This window comes from Bacteroidales bacterium (assembly GCA_014860585.1).
Lineage (GTDB): Bacteria > Bacteroidota > Bacteroidia > Bacteroidales > 4484-276 > RZYY01.
In genome coordinates this window covers 17,243-37,303 of the sequence record JACZJL010000115.1, presented here as the reverse complement: position 1 = coordinate 37,303, position 20,061 = coordinate 17,243, and the positions used below count along the sequence as shown (strand labels likewise).

The following is a 20,061-nucleotide window of genomic DNA, read 5'->3' as shown; positions in this document are numbered from 1 at the left end:
TTTGCCTACCAGGCGTTACAAAGTGAGAGTAAACTGGGAGTCATGCTTCCCTGTAACGTGATTGTTCAGGAGATTTCAGAGGGAGTTGTAGAAGTCTCTGCCATAAACCCATTGGTTTCAATGGAAGCAACCAATAATCAGGAATTGTTGAAAATGGCCACTGAAGTGCACGACAGGATGACAAAGATGCTGAACAGCCTGAAGGGATAAATTTACGCAGGTTTTTCCCCAACATATATCAGCACTTCGGCCACACCATGATGGCGGCCTTCATTAAGCATAGTCTGCTCATGGCAAAGTTTTTTCTGCCTTAATCCTGAAAAATCATCCTTTAAAAGGTCGAGCGAATAAAGCAACCTCAGATCAGATGGCCCACCAGAGTGGTTGTTGATCTGCTCTTTGGCAAATGATGCCATAAAAATCATCCCACCGGGTTTTAGGGACTTGATCAACTCGCGGTGGAAAGACTGTCGCAACGGTTCAGGTAAATGGACAAAGACGAGGGCAATGAGGTCGTAAATTGCTTCATCGGCAAAAAAATCAGTAATGTCAAGCTGTTTGTAATCAATACTTACTGACTCCTCTTCAGCAAATTTCAACGCTTTTTCCCTGGCTATTTTACTGCTATCAAAAGCAGTCGCCTTCCAACCCAGTTTTGCAGCATACACCGCATTACGTCCTTCACCCTCAGCGGGCAGCAGAAGTTTGCCTTTGACTTTGAGGGTAGATAAAAAATCAGCGAAGAAGACATTCGGCACTTTTCCGTAATAAAAATCTTCTCCGCTGTAGCGTAAGTCCCACTGGTTTGTCATCGATTATTTCAATAAAAATCCGATATCATCGCCGGGATTGAATTCTTTGGGTTCTTTGCCAAAATTAAACAACCTCATCTGTCTCGATCCTTTTAGCTCAATCTGATCACCATCAACTTCAAGTAAGGTAGCCTCACGAAGACCCACTACGCTGACATCCCGATTGATCACAAGGAACTCTTCAATGCGCTGCTGACGCGTTTCGCCACCATGCCCTTCAGGGTTTGCATCCAGATAATGCGGATTGATCTGGAAGGGAACCAGGCTCAGGCAATCGAAACTTGCCGGCTCGAAAATGGGCATATCGTTGGTTGTCCTGAGTGTGGGACATGCAACATTGCTGCCTGCACTCCATCCCATAAAATGTGCACCTTCAGTTACCCGTTGGCGGATAGCATCCATCAACCCAAGTTTATGCATCATATATACCAAATAAAAAGTATTACCACCCCCAACAGCAATGGCTTCAGCATTTTTTACAGCATCCACAGGGTTGGCAGCATGGTGTACCGACCGGACATTTAACCCCAGTTCGGTAAAAACAGATTGCACCCTTTGTTCATACACATCGAACGATTTTTGAAGGTTTTCCTGCGAAAGTCCGACACCAGCATAAGGAACAAACAGAACGTCCTTCACTCCGGTTGGCGCCATAAAATCTTTAATGTATTGCCTTGGCCATCCAAGGTAGGCTTCTCCGTAATTTGTCGAATTGCTGATTAAAAGCAGTCTTCTTTTCATTGTATTATCGTTTAGTTAAAAAATCATTTGGCCTGCAAATATGGTCAATATTTTTGATTTTGGCGAGAAAAACAAGTCATAATGTCGATTTGTGTTTTCCCTTAAAAATTAAAAATTGGTTTATTCCCTGTCATTTACCAATTTTAGACAGCTCTTTCTCAATTGCTTCGTCAAATGTTGTAAACTTTAGCAATGTATAGATTTCCCTTGCTGCTGTAAGATGATCGAGGGCAGCATCCCATTTTTCTTCCCGCACCGCCTTGCGTCCTTCTTCAAAATAGAGCCAGGCAAGATCTTCCATCAAGTTTAATACTGCTGCTGGTATGATAATCAAACTGGAATTGTTGGACTGAAAGTCGCGGGCTAAATTGAGATAATGCCTTGCAAGGTTCAAATTATTGACCGACATGGCAGATTCGGCGATGTGAAGATAGGAGTCATAGATTCCAAATTTAGCTTTGGAGATGTTATGAAAAACCTGCAGCCCGCAATCAATCTCAGGATTTGAATTACAAATCACCCCAGCAGAGGTAAGCATAACCAACGCTTCATTAAATTTGTCAGCATTAAAATAATCCTCAGCTACTGCTAAATAAGAACTCCAAAGTTGTTGTGAAAACCGCTTACGCAAGGTTTCTGCATCTAAAGCAGCAAAGGTTTGGGACGCATCCGAAATCAATTTAAGCCAATCATCGGTCGAATGGATAAAACCGGCCATTTGCAAAAAAACAGGTTCATAAAAATGATTGATAGTTGTTACCGCCCCGATGTAATCAGCCTGCACTGATAAAACGGTCTTTGCGGCTTCAGCATAGGTTTCATCATCGAAAAGATAGCCCTGCAAATCAAGTGTATTGCTTAGCGTAGTCCTAAGTTGTCGCAGGTGCGAATTCAATTCAACCAGATCAGCTTGAAAAGCCGAACTGTATTGAGTAGGGACTTTCAACTCCGGTTTTAGCCTGTAACCCTGCAAGTAGGATTGAACACTTTCGAGCTCATAAATCCTGATATAGGTGGAAAAAAAGTTATTTTCCCTTTCCGGATCAATCTTGTGGGCTTTGTCTAATGAGTAACCAACCAGTTCGAGGGTAGCCAGGTATTCATGTATTTCTGACATCCGACGGTCAAACCTGCCAATAGCTCCATCATCGTAAGTGGAGTGGATATTCGCAATGATGTATTCTGCCTTTTCAAGTTCAAAATCCTTTTCAAGTTGTACAATATTTACAACCATCTCCTCTGTGGTCAAATTCCCCGGTTCAAAAAGCACTATATTTTTATTTCCTAATGATACAGTTAAAGAGAATCCGTAAATAGTCGGTTCAAGGACTTCCGATAAATCGAATTCTTTGTAGGCGACATCGCCAAATAGTTTTTTGGTCAGAAAACTGCTTTTTACTTCCAGCCTGTTGCCATCCAATGCATTGATCTCTACTTCGAGCCCATACTCAATGCTGTAGCTGGTTCGGTAAGGATTAACATAATTGATATTGGCCAATTCGCGAACAAAGTAGTTGCTCATGTCAGGGGGCTCTCCCCGTCCAAATCTGAAAATATAAAACGAAGTTCCGCTGTAATGATGAAGCGGAATGGTATCGGAAAACAGGTAATAAGGCGTGCAGGTAAAAAGTAGGATGATGAAAAATAGATTTTTCAATGTATATCTGATTAAGGTCGGCAAAAATACACCTTCGGGATTATTTTGTTAATTTGCAGCAAAAAAAAATATGAATGTACTTCTGCTTGGTTCAGGTGGACGTGAACATGCACTTGCCTGGAAGATTTCACAAAGCCCCTTACTGAATAAACTTTTTATTGCTCCCGGAAATGCCGGCACTTTTCTGCACGGTGATAATGTTAACCTTGATCCGGAAAATTTTCCAGCCGTTGAAAAATTTGTCCTCGACCATGGGGTGTCAATGATTGTAGTTGGCCCTGAAGCGCCGCTGGTAAAAGGAATTTACGACTATTTCAGGGATCATGAAAACCTCAGGCACATCGCTGTGATTGGTCCTTCAAAAGAAGGAGCCACACTTGAAGGCAGCAAGGATTTCGCAAAATCATTCATGCAGCGCCACAATATCCCAACAGCCGCTTATAAAACTTTTACCATCGAAAATCTCAACAATGGGCTTCGTTTTCTTGAAGCATTAAACCCTCCTTATGTGCTAAAAGCGGATGGGCTCGCCGCCGGAAAAGGGGTGATCATCTCCCGGCATCTTGAAGAAGCTAAACAAACACTGATTTCGATGCTCAAAGACAAAGAATTTGGAGAAGCTTCAAGAAAAGTTGTCATTGAAGAGTTTCTCTCAGGCATCGAACTTTCGGTATTTATACTGACCGATGGGAAAAATTACATACTTCTCCCCGAAGCCAAGGATTACAAGCGCATTGGGGAGGGTGATTCCGGTCTGAATACCGGCGGGATGGGAGCTGTTTCGCCGGTTCCATTTGCCAACAAATTGTTTATGACAAAAGTAGAAGAACAAATCATCAGGCCAACGATGAAAGGATTGATCGATGAAAATATTGACTACAAAGGATTTATCTTCTTCGGGCTAATAAACGTAGATGGTAATCCAAAAGTAATCGAATACAACTGCCGGATGGGTGATCCTGAGTCGGAAGCGGTGATACCGCGTATCAAAACCGATCTATTAGCATTATTTGCATCAATAAAAGATCAGAATCTGGATCAGCAGAAACTTGAAATTGATCCTCAGACGGCAGCCACCGTGTTCCTTGTTTCGGGCGGATATCCCGGCAACTATGAAAAAGGCAAGGTAATCAAAGGACTGGAAGAGGTTGAGGGAAGCATTCTTTTTCATGCCGGCACCAGGGTTCAGGAAGACAAAATTGTCACAAACGGAGGACGGGTGATCGCGGTAACTTCCCTGGCTTTTGGAATAAATGAAGCACTGGAAAAATCCTATAAAAATGCAGCGCGCGTTGATTTCGACGGAAAATATTACAGAAGGGATTTGGGATTGGATCTATTGAAGTATTAGCAAGCAAAAAAAGGGAGAAGCAAGTAGTAAAATTTTTATAGCAGTACGAATAAAATGTTGTCAGTCAGTTTGTAGATGCATTTAAATAGTATGCTTTAAATAAGAAAAGTAATGTAAATGATTATCAATCTATTCAGGACAAGGTACTTTGGGCAATACGTTGCCTTGTTGGTTTTTGCCGTGTTATTGAGAATTGATGGAATTCTTGACCACGGTATGTTTTCTGAAAGTCCGCCGGGTTTCAGGTTGGAAGTTCTTAATGAACTTGCAACAGGGTTCCCATTATTCTCAGCGATCTTGATGGCCCTTCTGCTGCTGATACAAGCCTACTTTTTAAACCAGGTACTTGAAAATAACCGCCTGACACCACTCAATCAGTTGCTTCCAGCGGCGCTCTATATCTTAATGATGAGTAGCGGAGTAGTGTTGCTTCAACCCAATGCAATGATGATTGTAAACCTGATCATGATTATCATGCTCAATATCATTTTTAATTTTTATGGAGATCAATCCCCTAAAAGCCGGGCTTTCGATGCCGGAATGATGGTGGGACTGGCATCACTTCTCTATTTCCCGGTGATATGGTTCGTGGTGTTTATCTGGTTTTCCTTCCTGATTTATCAAAATCTAACCTTTCGCAACTTTCTGATTTCCACAATTGGGGCGACCATACCAATGCTATTCGCCGGTGTTTACTTTTTTTGGACTGACCAGTTCACAATGGCATTCAGCAGGTTTTCATTGCATTTTACCGACATCAAGCCGCTTCTGTTCAAAATGGATATTTATGTTATTATTATCTGGTCGTTGTTTGCTATGCTATTTATTACCGGCTTTAGCGAAGTTTTAAGAAGAATCACTTCGAATGCCATCGAAATTAGAAGGAAATTCAGGGTGCTGGTTTTCTTTTTCTTGTTTGCATTAGTAACTGCAATATTTGCCGGCAGTGATCTGAAGTTTCACCTGATGCTGGCACTAATTCCTCTTTCTTCCTTTTTAACAGCCTACCTTTCACATACAAAAAAACTTGTTCTGCCTGAAATCATCATTGCACTCATTTTAATCGCCATCTTCGCAGGAAAATTCATAAACTTGATGTAAATATGCTGAGAATGTCGTTCACTGAACGTTTAATTGAAGCCGGCTGTGATGAGGCTGGGCGGGGTTGTCTGGCAGGGCCTGTGTTTGCCGCTGCAGTTATTCTACCCCCGGATTTTAAAAATGAATTGCTGACCGATTCCAAAAAACTTTCAGAAAAACATCGTGACGCCCTCCGGCTGATCATCGAAAAAGAAGCCCTCGCCTGGGCTGTAGATGCTGTGAATAATGAAGAAATTGACCGGATCAACATCCTGAACGCATCCTTCCTGGCCATGCACAGAGCGCTGGATCAACTTAAAATTAAGCCAGGGTTAATCCTCATTGATGGCAATCGCTTTAATGCGTACCACCAAATTCCCCATCAATGCATCGTGGGTGGAGACGGAAAGTTTATGTCGATTGCAGCTGCTTCCATTTTAGCCAAGACCCACCGGGATGAGTTTATGAGAGAAATTGACCGTGAATTTCCACACTATCTTTGGAAACAAAATAAAGGCTACCCGACAACGGAACACCGAAAGGCGATTTCAACATTTGGCGTCACTCCATTTCACAGGCTTTCGTTTAAGATGAACGGGCAATTGAAAATTGAGTTTTAATTGGTATACCAGCGATGAAAATTATGGAAAATAATTCATGTTAAAATCTGATACTTTGATATTCAAGCAAAATTGACAATTTATCACAATTCCTTAAACAAAGTAGGTTTCACTGTCAACATCAGATAAGTCCACGATGAAAAAGTGCTGTTGCCTGCGCCATATCCCTGGATTATTTCCATTGTAGAACCTGGTAACATTACCGAGTAACCTCCCGTCAAGTTGACTTCAGGGCTGAACCGGATTGCAAAACCCAGGTCAAATTCTGACCCAAGGTACATATCAAGATCCTCTACCTGTTGATTAAGCGCGAAATAATGGTAATCAAGGCTAAGAGTTGCTTTAGGGCTAAGAGCGTATCTTGTTGTAAGAAAAATATTATTCAATCCACCATTTGCCGTGGCTTTTGGCAAGTTATTAAAATAATCCATATAACCATACACAGCATGTCTGACGCCATAAAGCAGATCAAACTGGTTATCTTTATCATCATCAGGCTTTTCACCTGAAATGATGGTAGCACCCGCTCCAAGGGCAAAACTACCCATTGTATAATCTGCTTTAATATTAAAATTCCAGGCATTGGCATTCCTCCCATCCTTGCTTTTTCCATTTTGGTAGTAGAAAGTTGCCCAGGTGGTCAGGTCTTCTTTCCTGTACTGCAGCCAGGTACCGTACGACACTTTCATATAAATTGTTTCGCTTTCATTGTTTTTAGTAAAACCCGAGCCTATCACACTTGCAGAACCTGTCAAATAAGGATTAAATTCACGCTGAACCCTGAGGAAATTCAGGGTTTTCATTTTGCCCGACGGAAAATAATTGAAATAGATATTATTGACTTCCGAGTGGTAAGACACAGCAAGGTCAACATCCCATTTGTTTTTCCTGAATTGATACAGCAGCGCGTCATAGCTGATTCCCCTCTGGTTCCAGTTCCTTGTCGAAAGTAACCTGTAATCATCATAATTAAATAGCTGGCGCCCTATTTTCACAGAAGAATGATCCAGAAAAGACAATTGAACCCAGGCTTCATTCAGATCAACAGTTGCTTCGCTGCCAAACATTCCTGTTGAAGTGTATAAATCATCATCCCCCCATATCCGAACGTCCTGTAGACTGAGACCCGTTTTTATCCAGTCTTTCTGGTAATAAACTCCCAGTCTTGTTCGCTGACTGATCAGGTAAGATGCCACCAGTGAATCTGCATTTAACCGGCCATAACCGCTGAAAATCTCAGCTCTGGGCCTGAATTCAGCGGTGATGGTTAATTGGGCTTTTGCTCCAAACCCCATAATAACGGCCATGATGACCAAAACAACGATCCGATTCTTCATTTTTGTATCCTTTATCTTTGGCATGTAAATGAGTGCTATCTTTGAAAATGACACTTTACGAAAATCAAACACCCATTTTATCAAATGTTCTGCAAAATTATTGAAATCTGTAAAACCGCAGAATCCTTGTAAATACCCCATTTTTGAGAGTATTTACATCTATTTTCAATATGGGTATTTTTACGCAGCACGGTTGATTTTCTTTATAAAACTCCATTTCATTAGACATTGAAACAGCAGTTAACCATGGCTAAATTGTCAAATGACCACATTTAAAATTTGGATTGAGTTTATATTTAACTAAAAAATAGTACTTTTGCAGCCGGAAATTAAGATGCATTGCGACATGCAGCGCACCAGAAAGGAATTGAGGGGACTGGCGTCCCCTATTTTATTACTAAAACGGAATGATTACTAAAGGACAAGTTACCGGAATAGCAGAAAGGCATATGCAGGGTACCGACAAGTACATCGTAGATGTGGTTGTTAAAACAGGAAATGTGATCACCATTGTGATTGACAGTGACACCTCCGTAGTTATTGACGACTGCAGTCATTTAAGCAAAGCTGTTGAAGCAGCGCTCGATCGGGATCAGGAAGATTTTGAACTGAGAGTGACTTCCTACGGTGCAGACAGGCCTTTGATTTTAAAACGTCAATACACAAAAAACATCGGCAGGCAGCTGGTCATCACAAAAACTGATGAGCAAAAAATCAAAGGAAAACTACTGAAGGCAGATGAAACGGGCATAACTTTAGAACTTATTCCCGATAAAAAGAAAAAAGACACCCCTGCTGAAACGGTTCTAATCGCTTTTGCAGAGATTGAACAGGCCAAAATTGTCCTGTCGTTCAAATAGTTGAAAAATAGATTAATAACAAAGCTGGAAAATGGATAACATTAATTTGGTCGAAACCTTTTCGGAATTTAAGGATTTCAAAAATATTGACCGTGAAACAATGATGCGCATCATCGAAGATGTGTTTCGTTCGATGCTCGAAAAGAAATACGGCACAGCCGAAAATATTGATATTATTGTAAACATCGACAAAGGAGACCTTGAAATTTATCGCCTTCGCGAGATTGTGGAAGATGATGAAATTGAGGATGAGAATTTACAGATCGCCTACTCTGAAGCCATTAAAATAGAACCCGACTTTGAAGTGGGTGAAGAGGTTTCTGAAGAGATCAGAATGGCTGATTTCGGGCGTCGCGAAATCCTCGCCATCCGGCAAAACCTGGTGGCAAAAGTACAGGAATATGAAAAGGACAGCGTCTACAAAAAATATAAAGACCGCATAGGCGACATTATCACCGGCGAGGTTTACCAGGTATGGAAAAAAGAGACCCTTGTGCTTGATGATGAAAGCATCGAACTGATTTTGCCAAAATCGGAACAAATCCCTTCAGACCATTACCGTAAGGGAGATACTATCAGGGCAGTCGTACTAAAAGTAGATATGCGAAATAATTTACCCCAAATCATTCTTTCACGGGTAGCACCTATCTTTCTGGAACGGTTGTTTGAACAGGAAGTCCCAGAAGTTTTTGACGGATTGATTACCATCAAAAATATTGTACGTGTTCCCGGAGAACGAGCCAAGATTTCCGTAGAATCATATGATGACCGTATTGACCCTGTAGGCGCCTGCGTCGGAATGAAGGGATCGAGGATTCATGGAATTGTGCGTGAGTTGAAGAACGAAAACATTGACGTAATCAACTATTCACCAAACACTTCTCTCTACATTCAACGCGCGTTGAGTCCGGCAAAAATTACATCAATAACCCTTGATGAGAAAAATAAAAGGGCAGAGGTTTACATGAAACCCGACCAGGTATCGCTTGCAATCGGGAAAGGCGGCTTCAACATCAAATTGGCCGGAAAGCTCACAGGATATGAAATTGATGTTTACCGCGACACAGGAGGTGAACTTGAAGATGATGTGGATCTGGATGAATTCACAGACGAGATCGAACAATGGATCATTGACGAATTAAAGACCATAGGTTGCGATACCGCAAAGAGCGTGCTTACAATTGGTCTTGAAGAACTCGTTAAAAGAACAGATCTGGAAGAGGAGACTATCATTGATGTTATAAAGATTTTAAAAGCTGAATTTGAATAAAAAAAGTATTTTTAGCGCAATATTTAATTTCCACAGGAATAGGAATAACATGAAAGAAAGCGGCACAATAAGGCTGAACAAGGCTGCCCGTGAGTTTAACGTTGGTCAGAATACTATCGTAGAATTTTTGCATAAAAAAGGATACGAAATCGACCATAACCCCAATACCAAACTCACCGGGGAAATGTACGATCTCCTTACCCGCGAATACATGGGCGAAAAGAGTGTGAAAGAAGAATCACGCAAAAAAGGCCTTACTTCTATCAAACGTGAAATTCTATCGATTGACGACAGGAAAAAAGTAATGTCAGAGCCTGATTATGAAGATGAAGAAGATGATATCATCATAAGGGGTGTCGCTGTGGAAATTGATGAAGATTTTAAAAAATCAATTGAACCTCCCTCAGTTAAGCGCAAGGAAACCAAGGATTTTGACGAAGTTATCGAAGAACTGGTTACCGAAAGCCAAATTGAAACTGATGTTCTTCCTGAAAGAATTGTTAAAATCAAGGGAGAACCAATTGCTGAGGAGGTGATAGAAAAAGAATCGGTTAGAGACACCCACAAAAAGCACCCCGAGACAGAGATAAAGGAACCTGCGGAAGAATCGCCTTCACAGGACGTTTCGGTGGAGATTCCCTCAGTGCAAATCTCCGATGACATCTCTATTGATAAATCTGCTGAAGTAGAAATCGAATCTCCACCACTTAAAGATATTGGCACGGAAGAAACAGAAACTCCACCATCGCCCAAAAAAGAGAAAGAAGCAGGTCAACTGAAAATCGTTGGTAAAATTGATCTCGATTCAATCAACGAGCGGACCAAACCCCCAAAAAAATCTGCCGAAGAAAAGCGTAAAGAGCGCGAGATGAAACGCAAGCCAGAGCCCCAAAAACCTTCGGAGCAGGAAAAGAAATCCCTCCATGAAAAGACCGGGAAAGAGCCTGCAAAAATCGAAAAAGCGGATACCAGGGAAAAGGAAAAACCCAGGCTTATCAAAGCAGAAGACAGGCATAAGGATGAAGATGTTTACAAGCCTAAGGTTGATCGTTTACAAGGTTTAAATATATTAGGTAAAATTGAGCTTCCAGATGATGGAAGAGGGGATAAACAAAAACCTGTAGCATCTTCCTCCGACAGTAAAGTTAAGCCTAAAAAGAAAAAAAGGAAACGGATTAAAAACGAGGATACTAAGCCTTCCGATGGTGTTGCCGCAGCACCAAAACCAACCGATGAAAAAGTAAAGGCTAAATTAAAACTGCAACGCCACAAGCGTTTCAAGAAAGATGACCGGCCAGAACTTACTCAGGAAGATATTCAAAAGCAAATTAAAGAGACCATGGCCAGGCTAACCGGTGCTGGAAAGTCAAAGACTTCGAAGCATCGCCGGCAAAAACGGGATTTGGTGCACAAGCAGAAAGAGCGTGAGTTGCAGGAACTGGAAGACGGGCTTAAAACCATCAAAGTTGCTGAGTTTGTTACTGCCAATGAGATGGCCACCATGATGGATGTTCCGGTAACCGAAATTATCTCCCTGTGTATGCAACTTGGCCTCGTTGTCTCCATCAATCAACGTCTTGATGCTGAAACGATATCTATCGTTGCTGAAGAATTTGGCTTTCAGGTTGAATTTGCCAGCGTTGAAAGTGCAATTGATGAAAGTGACCGCGAGGAAGACAAACCTGAAGACCTTACTCCAAGAGCGCCCATCGTCACCGTGATGGGACACGTTGACCATGGTAAGACAAAGCTACTTGACTATATCCGACGGACAAATGTCATCGCGGGTGAAGCCGGTGGAATAACACAGCATATTGGCGCCTATGAAGTAATTTTAGAAGGTGGAAAAAGAATCACATTCCTCGACACACCAGGCCATGAGGCATTTACTGCCATGCGTGCAAGAGGTGCAAAAGTTACCGATATTGCCATCATTGTAATTGCTGCTGACGATAATGTGATGCCTCAGACCAAAGAAGCCATCAATCACGCCCTTGCAGCAGGTGTCCCCATTGTTTTCGCCATTAACAAAATTGATAAACCCACGGCCAAACCTGAAAAAATCAAAGAGCAACTTTCGCAGATGAATATCCTCGTCGAAGATTGGGGGGGTAAATACCAAAGCCAGGAAATCTCAGCCACTACCGGGCTAAATATTGATTCACTGCTTGAAAAAGTATTACTCGAAGCCGAGATGTTGGACTTGAAAGCCAACCCTAACCGACGCGCTTACGGAACGGTTATCGAATCATCGCTCGACAAAGGCAGGGGATATGTTGCCAAATTGCTTGTGCAAAACGGTACACTCAAAATTGGTGACATCGTGCTTGCCGGATCACATTCCGGTAAAGTGCGGGCAATGTACAACGAACGCAACCAGAAGATCACACAGGCCAATCCTTCAGCGCCGCTGCTGATGCTTGGGATAAACGGAGCACCTCAGGCGGGTGATATTTTCAGGGTACTGAGTGATGAGCGGGAAGCCAAAAGCATCGCCACCAAACGAATGCAACTCCAAAGAGAGCAAGGTTTGCGGACCCAAAAACACATCACCCTCGATGAAATTGGGCGCAGAATTGCCATCGGAGATTTTAAAGAGTTGAATATTATTGTGAAAGGAGATGTTGATGGTTCAGTTGAAGCATTAAGCGACTCACTGCTTAAACTCGGTAACCAGGAAGTTCAGGTGAATGTAATTCATAAGTCAGTAGGACCTGTAACCGAAACCGATGTCATGCTCGCTTCTGCATCAAATGCCATAATTATTGCCTTCCAGGTGCGGCCATCGGTAAGTGCAAGGCGACTTGCAGAGCGTGAGCAAATTGACATCAGGCTCTATTCAATCATTTACACCGCAATCGAAGAAATCAAAGCTGCCATCGAAGGTATGCTTTCACCGGATATCGAAGAAAAAATCACCAGCAACGTTGAAATTCGCGAAGTGTTCAAGATTGCCAAAGTTGGCTCCATTGCAGGTTGCATGGTACTTGACGGTACAATCACCAGGAATACCCAAATACGCCTTATCCGCGACGGTATAGTGATTTACACAGGAAAACTCTCCTCTCTCAAACGATTCAAAGATGATGTGAAAGAAGTCAGCAGTGGCTACGAATGTGGAGCAAGTGTTGAGAACTTCAACGATATCAAAGTTGGAGACATCATAGAGGGTTTTGAACAGATCAAGGTTGCCAGAAAATTAGAAAAATAGCATCTAACCAACAAAAAATTAATACATTTGCAGCTATCAAAAAACAGGTATTTATGAAGACAAGAATCATTCAAGTAGTTCTATTAGTTGTGATTGCCTTTTTGGCTTACCATGTATGGGAAACAATTCAGACCCCTGTAAGATTTAACAAAGAAAAAGACCACCGCACTGCAATTGTGGTTCAAAACCTCAAAGACATTCGTGCTGTACAACAAGCTTACAAAGCACTCAATGACACCTTTGTTCCTGACATTGATCTGATGGTACAGTTTTTAAAGGAAGGTCAAATCCCGGTTGTTAGCATCGTTTATGACCCAACTGATACACTTTTAGTAAAAACCATTAACGATACCATTGGTTTTAAGTCCGTTCGTGATTCGCTTTTTGGCAAAAGACCAAACTTCAAGGTTGATGAATTTGCATATATCCCTTTTTCCGGTGGAAAAAAGTTCGAACTGGATGCCCGTCAGATCAACAGAGGCGGTGTAATGGTTCCTGTTTTTATGGCTATTGCCAAAAAGGAATACTACCTTTCAGGGCTTGATGAAACGATGGTTAAAAATCCATTTGTGAAAGATCTTATCGTCGGCTCGCTTGAAGAACCCACTACCGATGGAAACTGGGAGTAGCCACATTTTTAACCAATGCCTTACCGGGTAACTCTATCAAATAGCGCTTTTGATAAAGCTTTCGAAAAAGAAGCTTCACAATATTACGGATTATCCATCCAGTTATCGCTGGATGGATTTTCTTTTTGCGTGCTTGACCCCCTTCAGAAAAAATACATTGGGATTCAATCCTATCACTTTCAGCATATGGTCAGCAATGGCCAACTGAATACAGCAATCAATGACCTGATTCCAACTGTTGATTTACTCGGACTGCCTTATGAAAGCATTAAAATTCTTTGGGAAACCCATAAATCAACCCTGGTTCCACAACCTTTTTTTGATGCCGGAAATCATGCTGATTATCTCAGGATGAACCATCAGATCGAATTGGGAGATGTTTCTTTGGACGACCATCTGACAATACTTGAAGCCAGGAATGTATGGTTAATTCCCGATATTATCCGCAATTCACTCAAAAAATACTTCCCTTCCGCAGTTATTCATCATCATGGTAGTGTACTGATTGAAACCCTGTTGACCATGAATAAAAACCGGGATGACGGAAATGGTGTTTTTGTTTATGTGCGCAAAACCTGGTTTGATATTGTGGTGGTCAGCGGCAATCAACTGGTCTTTTACAACTCGTTCAGGTACCAGGCAAAAGAGGATTTCATCTATTTCCTGATTTACATACTCGAGCAATTGGCATTGAACCCTGAAACAATAAAATTGGTTTTCCTGGGCGAAATTCTGAAATTATCCCAGATTTATGACATTGCCAACAAGTATGTGAGGCATGTCAGTTTTGGAAATCAAACCCAGGACTTCAGGTTAAGCTATGTTTTTGATGAAATTCCGGAGCATTTTTATTTTAACCTTTTAAATCATTACAGGTGCGAATTATAGGCGGACACCATAAAGGAAGGCGCATCAGCCCTCCAGTCAATTTACCCGTCAGGCCAACAACAGACCTTGCCAAAGAGAGCCTTTTCAACATTTTGAATAATCTGATTGACTTTGAAAATCTCAGGGTACTGGATCTGTTTGCAGGCACCGGAAACATTTCCTTTGAGTTTGCCTCTCGCCAAGCGGCATTGGTAACGGCTATTGACCTAAATTTCAAATGTGTTGAGTTTATTAAGAAAACAGCCATGCAGCTTGATTTGACATCTATAAGGGCTTTTAGGGCGGATGTTTTCAAATTGTTGGGCAAGTCACCTACTGAACCATATGACCTGATATTTTCAGATGCGCCTTACGAAATGAACGAAATTAAGCACCTGCCGGATCTGATTTTTGAAAAAAAATGGTTAAACAAAGATGGCCTGCTCATCATCGAACATCCTCGTGGGATTGATTTTGCAGACCATCCTCAGTTTAGTCAAAACCGACATTACGGTAAGGTGAACTTTACATTTTTCACGTCAGAGGGTTAATATTCATCCTCGTGAAAGAAGAAATCGTCCTTAGTCGGATAATCGGGCCAAATGTCTTCTATACGCTCGTAAACCTCGCCTTCATCCTCAATTTCATTAAGGTTCTCGATCACTTCCGGAGGCGACCCTGATCTCATTGCGAAATCAATCAGCTCATCCTTAGTAGCAGGCCAGGGAGCGTCTTCAAGTTTTGAAGCCAATTCTAACGTCCAATACATAGTTCGATATTCTATTTTTAAAAATTGAACAAAAGTAATTTTTTACAGCATTAGTCAACAAGAAAAATTTAATCGCTCAAAATCTTGCTCTCCATGGGATTTCAGCAGCATTGAAATCTTTGGTCATTTTTCTGGACAATACAAACAAGTAATCTGAGAGTCGGTTCAAATATTTTATCACCAAATCATTTACCTGGTAGTTTTCTCTGAGCTTAATGGTAATTCTTTCAGCACGCCGGCAGACCGTGCGGGCTATGTGGCAGTATGAAACCACCGTGTGTCCGCCGGGGAGGACAAAGTTGGAGATGGGAGGTAATTCCTCATTCATCCGATCAATCTCTTTCTCGAGGAGGACAATATCATTCTCATTCAGTTCGGGCATTTTACGTAATGGCGGATGTTCAGGATCAACAGCAAGTAACGACTCAGCAGTAAAAAGACGATCCTGGATTTCGATAAGAACGTTCCTTGTATCCTGGTCAATGTTTTGATCGCGAATTAACCCGATAAATGAGTTTAATTCGTCCAATGTGCCATAGGCCTCAATGCGCTCATGAAACTTGGGTACGCGGGTTCCACCAATCAGCGAGGTTTCTCCTTTGTCCCCGGTTTTTGTGTAAATTTTAAATTCATTACTCATTTTAAAGGGTTCCTTGTGTTAAAAGTCATACAATTATTCGCTTTCGGCTTTTATCTTGTAATCGGCCATCGTTCTGATGTTTTGATTCAAATAGTCATTCTCCACTTCACCATCTTTAAGTTTGATGATCCGATGGGCATGTCTGGCAATGTCTTCCTCATGAGTAACTACAATTACTGTATTTCCCAACTTGTGAATCTGCTCAAACAGTCCCATGATTTCGATGGATGTTTTAGAATCTAAATTGCCGGTTGGCTCATCGGCAAGGATAATCGAAGGCTCGTTGACCAGGGCCCTCGCAACAGCCACCCTTTGACGTTGACCGCCGGAAAGTTCATTGGGCTTGTGCGCTACGCGGTCTGACAATTGGACGCTGTCGAGAACGGCATTTGCTCTTTCAAGTCGTTTTGCCTTATTGAAACCGGCATATACCAGCGGTAACATCACATTTTCGAGCGCCGACTGACGCGGCAACAGGTTGAACGTCTGGAAAACAAAACCAATCTCTTTATTTCTGATTTCAGCCAGGCTATTGTCGTCCATCTTGCTGACATCTTTTCCATTAAGAAAATATTGGCCGTCAGTGGCTGTATCAAGGCATCCAAGAATGTTCATCAGTGTTGATTTACCTGATCCGGACGCACCCATCAGGGCTACATATTCATTTTTATAAATGTCCAGTGTGATGGTTTGCAATGCTTTAACTACCTGCGTACCCACCTTGTAGTACTTCTTGATGTCAATCAGGCGGATGATCTTTTGTTTTTCCATTGTTAGGCTTTTCTTTGGATGAAACGAAGTAAACTTTTCTCATTTGCAAATTTCAGAACACAAAAGCATGGTTAATATTGTTGGTCAGCAGACTTTAATTAGATTTTCGGTAGTTTGACTTTGCCGGATGCTTAACCCACTAATACAAGAACTTGCGTTCATTCTTTGTCATCTTGATCCTGGTTCGTTTCAAATCAGCCAGTTCCCATTTTTCATTCCGAAATACAAATCGCGATTGGATAAGGAACCGTTTCAAATCCACCTGTGAAATAAACTCATAAACAACGATGTCTGAACCTGGTTTCATGATGGTAACCAACCTGATGGTTTGTTCAACATCATAAAACGCAATGGAACCTTCCTGCCAGAGAAAAACTTTATGACCTTCAAATTCAATAGGTCTCTCAGCATCATACTCGTTGTATCCGGATACATCGATGTAAAGATGAAAATTGTTTTGCTCATCTATCATCGAAAATGTCTTTGTAATGACAGGATGTTTGGCGAGATCGGCAACGTGAGCACGGAAAATTTCAGGTGTAACGTCCTGTGGAAAACCAATGGTTGTAATTAAAAGTGTTGAAATAAGAATCAATAAATGTTTCATGATCAGTTATTAAAATTTTTGAAATTAACTTCCCCAGTTTTCACGGTCGAGGCTGCGGTACTGAATGGCTTCGGCCAAGTGTTCAGGTCTGATTTCTGCTGAATTTTCCAGGTCGGCAATGGTTCGCGAAACCTTCAAAATCCGGTCGTAGGCGCGGGCGGACAAATTTAGCTTTTCCATCGCTGTTTTAAGCAACACTTGTCCCACCTGGTCAATTTTACAGATTTCTCTCAGCATTTTACTGCTGATCTGAGCATTGCAATGAATTCCACTTTTATCTGCATACCTTTTTTCCTGAATTTGCCTGGCAGCTGTAACCCGCTCTCTTACTTTTTCACTGGGTTCAGTCGCCCGGGCATCGGCAAGCTCCCTGAAAGGAACCGGCACCACCTCAACGTGAATGTCAATGCGGTCTAACAATGGGCCTGAGATTTTGTTCAGATATTTCTGAACAACACCCGGACCACACACACAATCATGATCCGGATGATTATAATAACCGCAAGGGCAGGGATTCATGGCAGCAACAAGCATAAAACTGGCGGGATAGTCCACCGTAAACCGTGCTCTCGAGATGGTCACCACCCTGTCTTCAATGGGTTGACGGAGCACTTCGAGGACAGTGCGTTTAAATTCAGGAAGTTCATCGAGGAAAAGGACACCGTTGTGGGCAAGAGAAATTTCTCCTGGTTGCGGGTTTCCGCCCCCACCAACCAGGGCTACGTCGCTGATAGTGTGGTGAGGCGCCCTGAAAGGACGAACTGAGATCAAAGAGGAGTTTCTTCCCATTTTACCGGCAACCGAGTGTATTTTGGTTGTTTCTAACGCCTCATGAAGGTTCAGCGGTGGCAATATCGAAGGCAACCGCTTGGCAAGCATTGTTTTACCTGATCCAGGCGGGCCGATTAAAATTACATTATGCCCTCCGGCTGCAGCAATTTCAAGTGCCCGTTTTATGTTTTCCTGGCCTTTGACATCCGAAAAGTCGAATTCATAATCATTCAACCCGGCATAAAATTCATCGCGTGTGTTTACAATGGTTGGTGCTAATTCAGCGGTGCCGTCAAAAAAATCAATGGCTTCCCTGATATTTTCGATTCCATAGACTTGCAAATCGCTTACTATTGCAGCTTCTCGGGCATTTTGTGCAGGCAGGATAAAACCTTTGAAACCCCTTTTTCTTGCTTCGATAGCTATGGGCAGTGCCCCTTTGATGGGTTGCAGTCCGCCATCCAGCGAAAGTTCGCCCATAATGATGTAATCTCCCACCTGGTTAGCTTTGATTTGTTCAGATGCAGCAAGGATTCCAATGGCCATGGTTAGGTCGTAAGCAGAACCTTCTTTCCTGATGTCGGCAGGTGCCATGTTGATCACGATTTTCTTACCGGGGAGCCTGTAATCATTGTATCGTAATGCCGATTCAATCCGCTGCTGGCTCTCTTTTACGGCGCTGTCGGGCAAGCCCACAAGGAAAAAATTCACCCCCTGGTCAATGTTCACTTCAACCGTAATAGTGATTGCATTAACACCCTGTATGGCACTACCATATGTTTTTACAAGCATGATTTCAGGAAAAGGGTAAATGATTCGTAATGGCCTGCAAAATAAACAAATTGAATGATACTGCCCGAATTTTTTAATAAAAAAAGGGGTTGATAAGGGTAATTTTATAAATCCCACGGAAAAAACTTACTTGCAGCATATTATACCACTTGCGCTTTAACTGAAAATGCCTAAAGCGCAAAGTTTCTTAAAGTACAGTATAACACCATTATTGCAGCCTGAATGTATCTCCGGGAAGTAACACCCTCAAAGTTAACTGTGGCGCGCCGAATTTTCCGTTTTCATCCGTAATGCTTACACGGTCAGAGTTTTCGTAAATCAACACCTGTGATTCGCCCACCACCTCTGCGGTATTACCGATAACCAGTATTGCTGTGGCTTCGTCAATCCCGATTCCTTTAAGCTCAGGATGTTCGATAACGGCGGTAATAAGGCGGTTATGACGACTGCGCCAAACAAAGTGCTGGTCAATGATAGCCGAGGTGATCAGCCGAAGCCCGGTTCCAAGTTCTATGTTATCCGCCTCAATTGTGCGGAATGTATCGCGGTAATCGGTTTGTTTGAGTTCGTTTCCAGTGATCATTTTTTCGCTCATCACGGCAGCTCCGGCGCTGGTTCCGGCTATCATACCGCCATTGCAGAAGCAGGTTTTAATTGCTTGTTCAATTGTAGTACCGGCAACAATATCCATAAAAGTATTCTGGTCTCCGCCTGTAATATAGATCAACGCTGCTTTTTCCAGTGAGTCGATTTGACCGGGAGTTGCCATTGCCTCCTTTGAAAAACAGAAGCCGGCAATATTATTGATTCCCTGCTCCTTAAACTGCTTTGTGGCATAAAATACGGAAGTATCGGGTTCGCTGCTGGCCATAGGCAGGATGACAATAAAGCCTCCCCTGTCCAACCCTGCTTCACGGATCATGCGCTGAATCATTGCAGATGGACGCTTACCTCCACCAATGATAAAAAGTTTGCCTTTAGGCTCATCGGTGGTTTCCGCATGATTGCAGGCATTAAAAAGGATTGCCAGTATAATTATCGCACTGATAAGTCTTTGCATAAGTATTATTTTCGTTAAATGCTGAGGCTGAGTTACAATTAAGGAAATGGTCCACGCAAAACCCGAAAACATGTAACGAAAAGAACGCAAATTATTTGCTTCACATCACTTGAAATCAGCGTGCTTTGCGAAATCTTTGCGCTCTTTGCGTGGAATAAAGTCTATGATGCGATTCCACAATATGAATTGTTCATATCATTATCATAAAACCGCAGC

General features: G+C 42.2%; 20 protein-coding genes. 10 read left to right on the top strand and 10 right to left on the bottom strand.

Going from position 1 to position 20,061, the window contains the following annotated elements; translation table 11 throughout:
* Window positions 1-210: DUF302 domain-containing protein (locus IH598_12610; protein MBE0639353.1), on the top strand; the 210-nt coding region annotated here is incomplete at its 5' end.
* Between the two features lie 2 nt (window positions 211-212).
* Here the strand turns inward: IH598_12610 and IH598_12605 are convergent.
* The 3 genes from IH598_12605 to IH598_12595 form a co-directional block, all read right to left on the bottom strand.
* A complete protein-coding gene (locus IH598_12605; protein ID MBE0639352.1) occupies window positions 213-812 on the bottom strand; it encodes a class I SAM-dependent methyltransferase in 600 nt (199 codons plus the stop codon).
* A 3-nt stretch (window positions 813-815) separates the two neighbouring features.
* Window positions 816-1,553, bottom strand: a complete 738-nt coding sequence (pepE, locus tag IH598_12600; GenBank protein ID MBE0639351.1) for a dipeptidase PepE — start codon at window positions 1,551-1,553, stop codon at window positions 816-818.
* 130 nt (window positions 1,554-1,683) lie between these two features.
* Entirely contained in the window at window positions 1,684-3,210 is a 1,527-nt protein-coding gene (locus IH598_12595) for a hypothetical protein (GenBank protein MBE0639350.1), read from the bottom strand.
* A 70-nt stretch (window positions 3,211-3,280) separates the two neighbouring features.
* On the opposite strand from IH598_12595, the gene purD reads away from it, so the two are divergent.
* The 3 genes from purD to IH598_12580 all read left to right on the top strand — a co-directional run bounded on the left by purD (window position 3,281) and on the right by IH598_12580 (window position 6,261).
* The gene (gene purD / locus IH598_12590; protein ID MBE0639349.1) at window positions 3,281-4,561 is read left to right on the top strand and encodes a phosphoribosylamine--glycine ligase; all 1,281 of its coding nucleotides are present in this window, start codon (window positions 3,281-3,283) and stop codon (window positions 4,559-4,561) included.
* Window positions 4,562-4,678: 117 nt separating this feature from the next.
* Window positions 4,679-5,662, top strand: a complete 984-nt coding sequence (locus IH598_12585; protein MBE0639348.1) for a hypothetical protein — start codon at window positions 4,679-4,681, stop codon at window positions 5,660-5,662.
* 2 nt (window positions 5,663-5,664) lie between these two features.
* The gene (locus IH598_12580; GenBank protein MBE0639347.1) at window positions 5,665-6,261 is read left to right on the top strand and encodes a ribonuclease HII; all 597 of its coding nucleotides are present in this window, start codon (window positions 5,665-5,667) and stop codon (window positions 6,259-6,261) included.
* Between the two features lie 83 nt (window positions 6,262-6,344).
* Here the strand turns inward: IH598_12580 and IH598_12575 are convergent, their stop codons facing one another.
* Window positions 6,345-7,598: an alginate export family protein gene (locus IH598_12575; GenBank protein MBE0639346.1), complete on the bottom strand. Its 1,254-nt coding sequence runs from the start codon at window positions 7,596-7,598 to the stop codon at window positions 6,345-6,347.
* Between the two features lie 407 nt (window positions 7,599-8,005).
* Here IH598_12575 and rimP point away from each other — a divergent pair, with 407 nt between their 5' ends.
* From rimP to rsmD, 6 genes are read left to right on the top strand one after another with little or no spacing between them, the layout of a single operon-like run.
* The gene (gene rimP, locus IH598_12570) at window positions 8,006-8,458 is read left to right on the top strand and encodes a ribosome assembly cofactor RimP (protein ID MBE0639345.1); all 453 of its coding nucleotides are present in this window, start codon (window positions 8,006-8,008) and stop codon (window positions 8,456-8,458) included.
* Between the two features lie 31 nt (window positions 8,459-8,489).
* Complete coding sequence (nusA, locus tag IH598_12565; protein ID MBE0639344.1) at window positions 8,490-9,728, top strand: transcription termination/antitermination protein NusA; 1,239 nt, start codon at window positions 8,490-8,492, stop codon at window positions 9,726-9,728.
* Window positions 9,729-9,777: 49 nt separating this feature from the next.
* The gene (gene infB, locus IH598_12560; protein MBE0639343.1) at window positions 9,778-12,939 is read left to right on the top strand and encodes a translation initiation factor IF-2; all 3,162 of its coding nucleotides are present in this window, start codon (window positions 9,778-9,780) and stop codon (window positions 12,937-12,939) included.
* A gap of 53 nt (window positions 12,940-12,992) precedes the next feature.
* Window positions 12,993-13,568, top strand: coding sequence for a hypothetical protein (locus IH598_12555; protein MBE0639342.1), 576 nt, complete (start codon window positions 12,993-12,995; stop codon window positions 13,566-13,568).
* Window positions 13,569-13,583: 15 nt separating this feature from the next.
* Entirely contained in the window at window positions 13,584-14,456 is an 873-nt protein-coding gene (locus IH598_12550; protein ID MBE0639341.1) for a DUF3822 family protein, read from the top strand.
* On the top strand, window positions 14,444-14,986 hold the full coding sequence (gene rsmD / locus IH598_12545; protein MBE0639340.1) for a 16S rRNA (guanine(966)-N(2))-methyltransferase RsmD: 543 nt from the start codon (window positions 14,444-14,446) through the stop codon (window positions 14,984-14,986). Before IH598_12550 ends, rsmD begins: the two co-directional genes overlap by 13 nt.
* Here the strand turns inward: rsmD and IH598_12540 are convergent.
* The 6 genes from IH598_12540 to IH598_12515 form a co-directional block, all read right to left on the bottom strand.
* Window positions 14,983-15,204: a DUF2795 domain-containing protein gene (locus tag IH598_12540; GenBank protein ID MBE0639339.1), complete on the bottom strand. Its 222-nt coding sequence runs from the start codon at window positions 15,202-15,204 to the stop codon at window positions 14,983-14,985. The genes rsmD and IH598_12540 overlap by 4 nt on opposite strands.
* A 76-nt stretch (window positions 15,205-15,280) precedes the next feature.
* Window positions 15,281-15,844 carry a cob(I)yrinic acid a,c-diamide adenosyltransferase gene (locus IH598_12535; GenBank protein MBE0639338.1) on the bottom strand — a complete coding sequence of 188 codons (564 nt, stop codon included), beginning with the start codon at window positions 15,842-15,844 and terminating at the stop codon, window positions 15,281-15,283.
* 33 nt (window positions 15,845-15,877) lie between these two features.
* A complete protein-coding gene (locus IH598_12530) occupies window positions 15,878-16,600 on the bottom strand; it encodes an ABC transporter ATP-binding protein (GenBank protein ID MBE0639337.1) in 723 nt (240 codons plus the stop codon).
* A 154-nt stretch (window positions 16,601-16,754) separates the two neighbouring features.
* Window positions 16,755-17,222, bottom strand: coding sequence for a hypothetical protein (locus IH598_12525; GenBank protein ID MBE0639336.1), 468 nt, complete (start codon window positions 17,220-17,222; stop codon window positions 16,755-16,757).
* A 24-nt stretch (window positions 17,223-17,246) separates the two neighbouring features.
* Entirely contained in the window at window positions 17,247-18,785 is a 1,539-nt protein-coding gene (locus IH598_12520) for a YifB family Mg chelatase-like AAA ATPase (protein MBE0639335.1), read from the bottom strand.
* 208 nt (window positions 18,786-18,993) lie between these two features.
* Complete coding sequence (locus tag IH598_12515; protein MBE0639334.1) at window positions 18,994-19,845, bottom strand: cyanophycinase; 852 nt, start codon at window positions 19,843-19,845, stop codon at window positions 18,994-18,996.
* Window positions 19,846-20,061: the final 216 nt, after the last annotated feature.

Excerpts from the sequence above, each read along its gene's own strand:
- IH598_12605 (MBE0639352.1), bottom strand. The coding sequence starts at position 812 with ATGACAAACCAGTGGGACTTACGCTACAGCGGAGAAGATTTTTATTAC.
- pepE (MBE0639351.1), bottom strand. The coding sequence starts at position 1,553 with ATGAAAAGAAGACTGCTTTTAATCAGCAATTCGACAAATTACGGAGAA.
- purD (MBE0639349.1), top strand. The coding sequence starts at position 3,281 with ATGAATGTACTTCTGCTTGGTTCAGGTGGACGTGAACATGCACTTGCC.
- IH598_12585 (MBE0639348.1), top strand. The coding sequence starts at position 4,679 with ATGATTATCAATCTATTCAGGACAAGGTACTTTGGGCAATACGTTGCC.
- IH598_12580 (MBE0639347.1), top strand. The coding sequence starts at position 5,665 with ATGCTGAGAATGTCGTTCACTGAACGTTTAATTGAAGCCGGCTGTGAT.
- IH598_12575 (MBE0639346.1), bottom strand. The coding sequence starts at position 7,598 with ATGAAGAATCGGATCGTTGTTTTGGTCATCATGGCCGTTATTATGGGG.
- rimP (MBE0639345.1), top strand. The coding sequence starts at position 8,006 with ATGATTACTAAAGGACAAGTTACCGGAATAGCAGAAAGGCATATGCAG.
- nusA (MBE0639344.1), top strand. The coding sequence starts at position 8,490 with ATGGATAACATTAATTTGGTCGAAACCTTTTCGGAATTTAAGGATTTC.
- infB (MBE0639343.1), top strand. The coding sequence starts at position 9,778 with ATGAAAGAAAGCGGCACAATAAGGCTGAACAAGGCTGCCCGTGAGTTT.
- IH598_12555 (MBE0639342.1), top strand. The coding sequence starts at position 12,993 with ATGAAGACAAGAATCATTCAAGTAGTTCTATTAGTTGTGATTGCCTTT.
- IH598_12550 (MBE0639341.1), top strand. The coding sequence starts at position 13,584 with ATGCCTTACCGGGTAACTCTATCAAATAGCGCTTTTGATAAAGCTTTC.
- IH598_12540 (MBE0639339.1), bottom strand. The coding sequence starts at position 15,204 with ATGTATTGGACGTTAGAATTGGCTTCAAAACTTGAAGACGCTCCCTGG.
- IH598_12535 (MBE0639338.1), bottom strand. The coding sequence starts at position 15,844 with ATGAGTAATGAATTTAAAATTTACACAAAAACCGGGGACAAAGGAGAA.
- IH598_12525 (MBE0639336.1), bottom strand. The coding sequence starts at position 17,222 with ATGAAACATTTATTGATTCTTATTTCAACACTTTTAATTACAACCATT.
- IH598_12520 (MBE0639335.1), bottom strand. The coding sequence starts at position 18,785 with ATGCTTGTAAAAACATATGGTAGTGCCATACAGGGTGTTAATGCAATC.
- IH598_12515 (MBE0639334.1), bottom strand. The coding sequence starts at position 19,845 with ATGCAAAGACTTATCAGTGCGATAATTATACTGGCAATCCTTTTTAAT.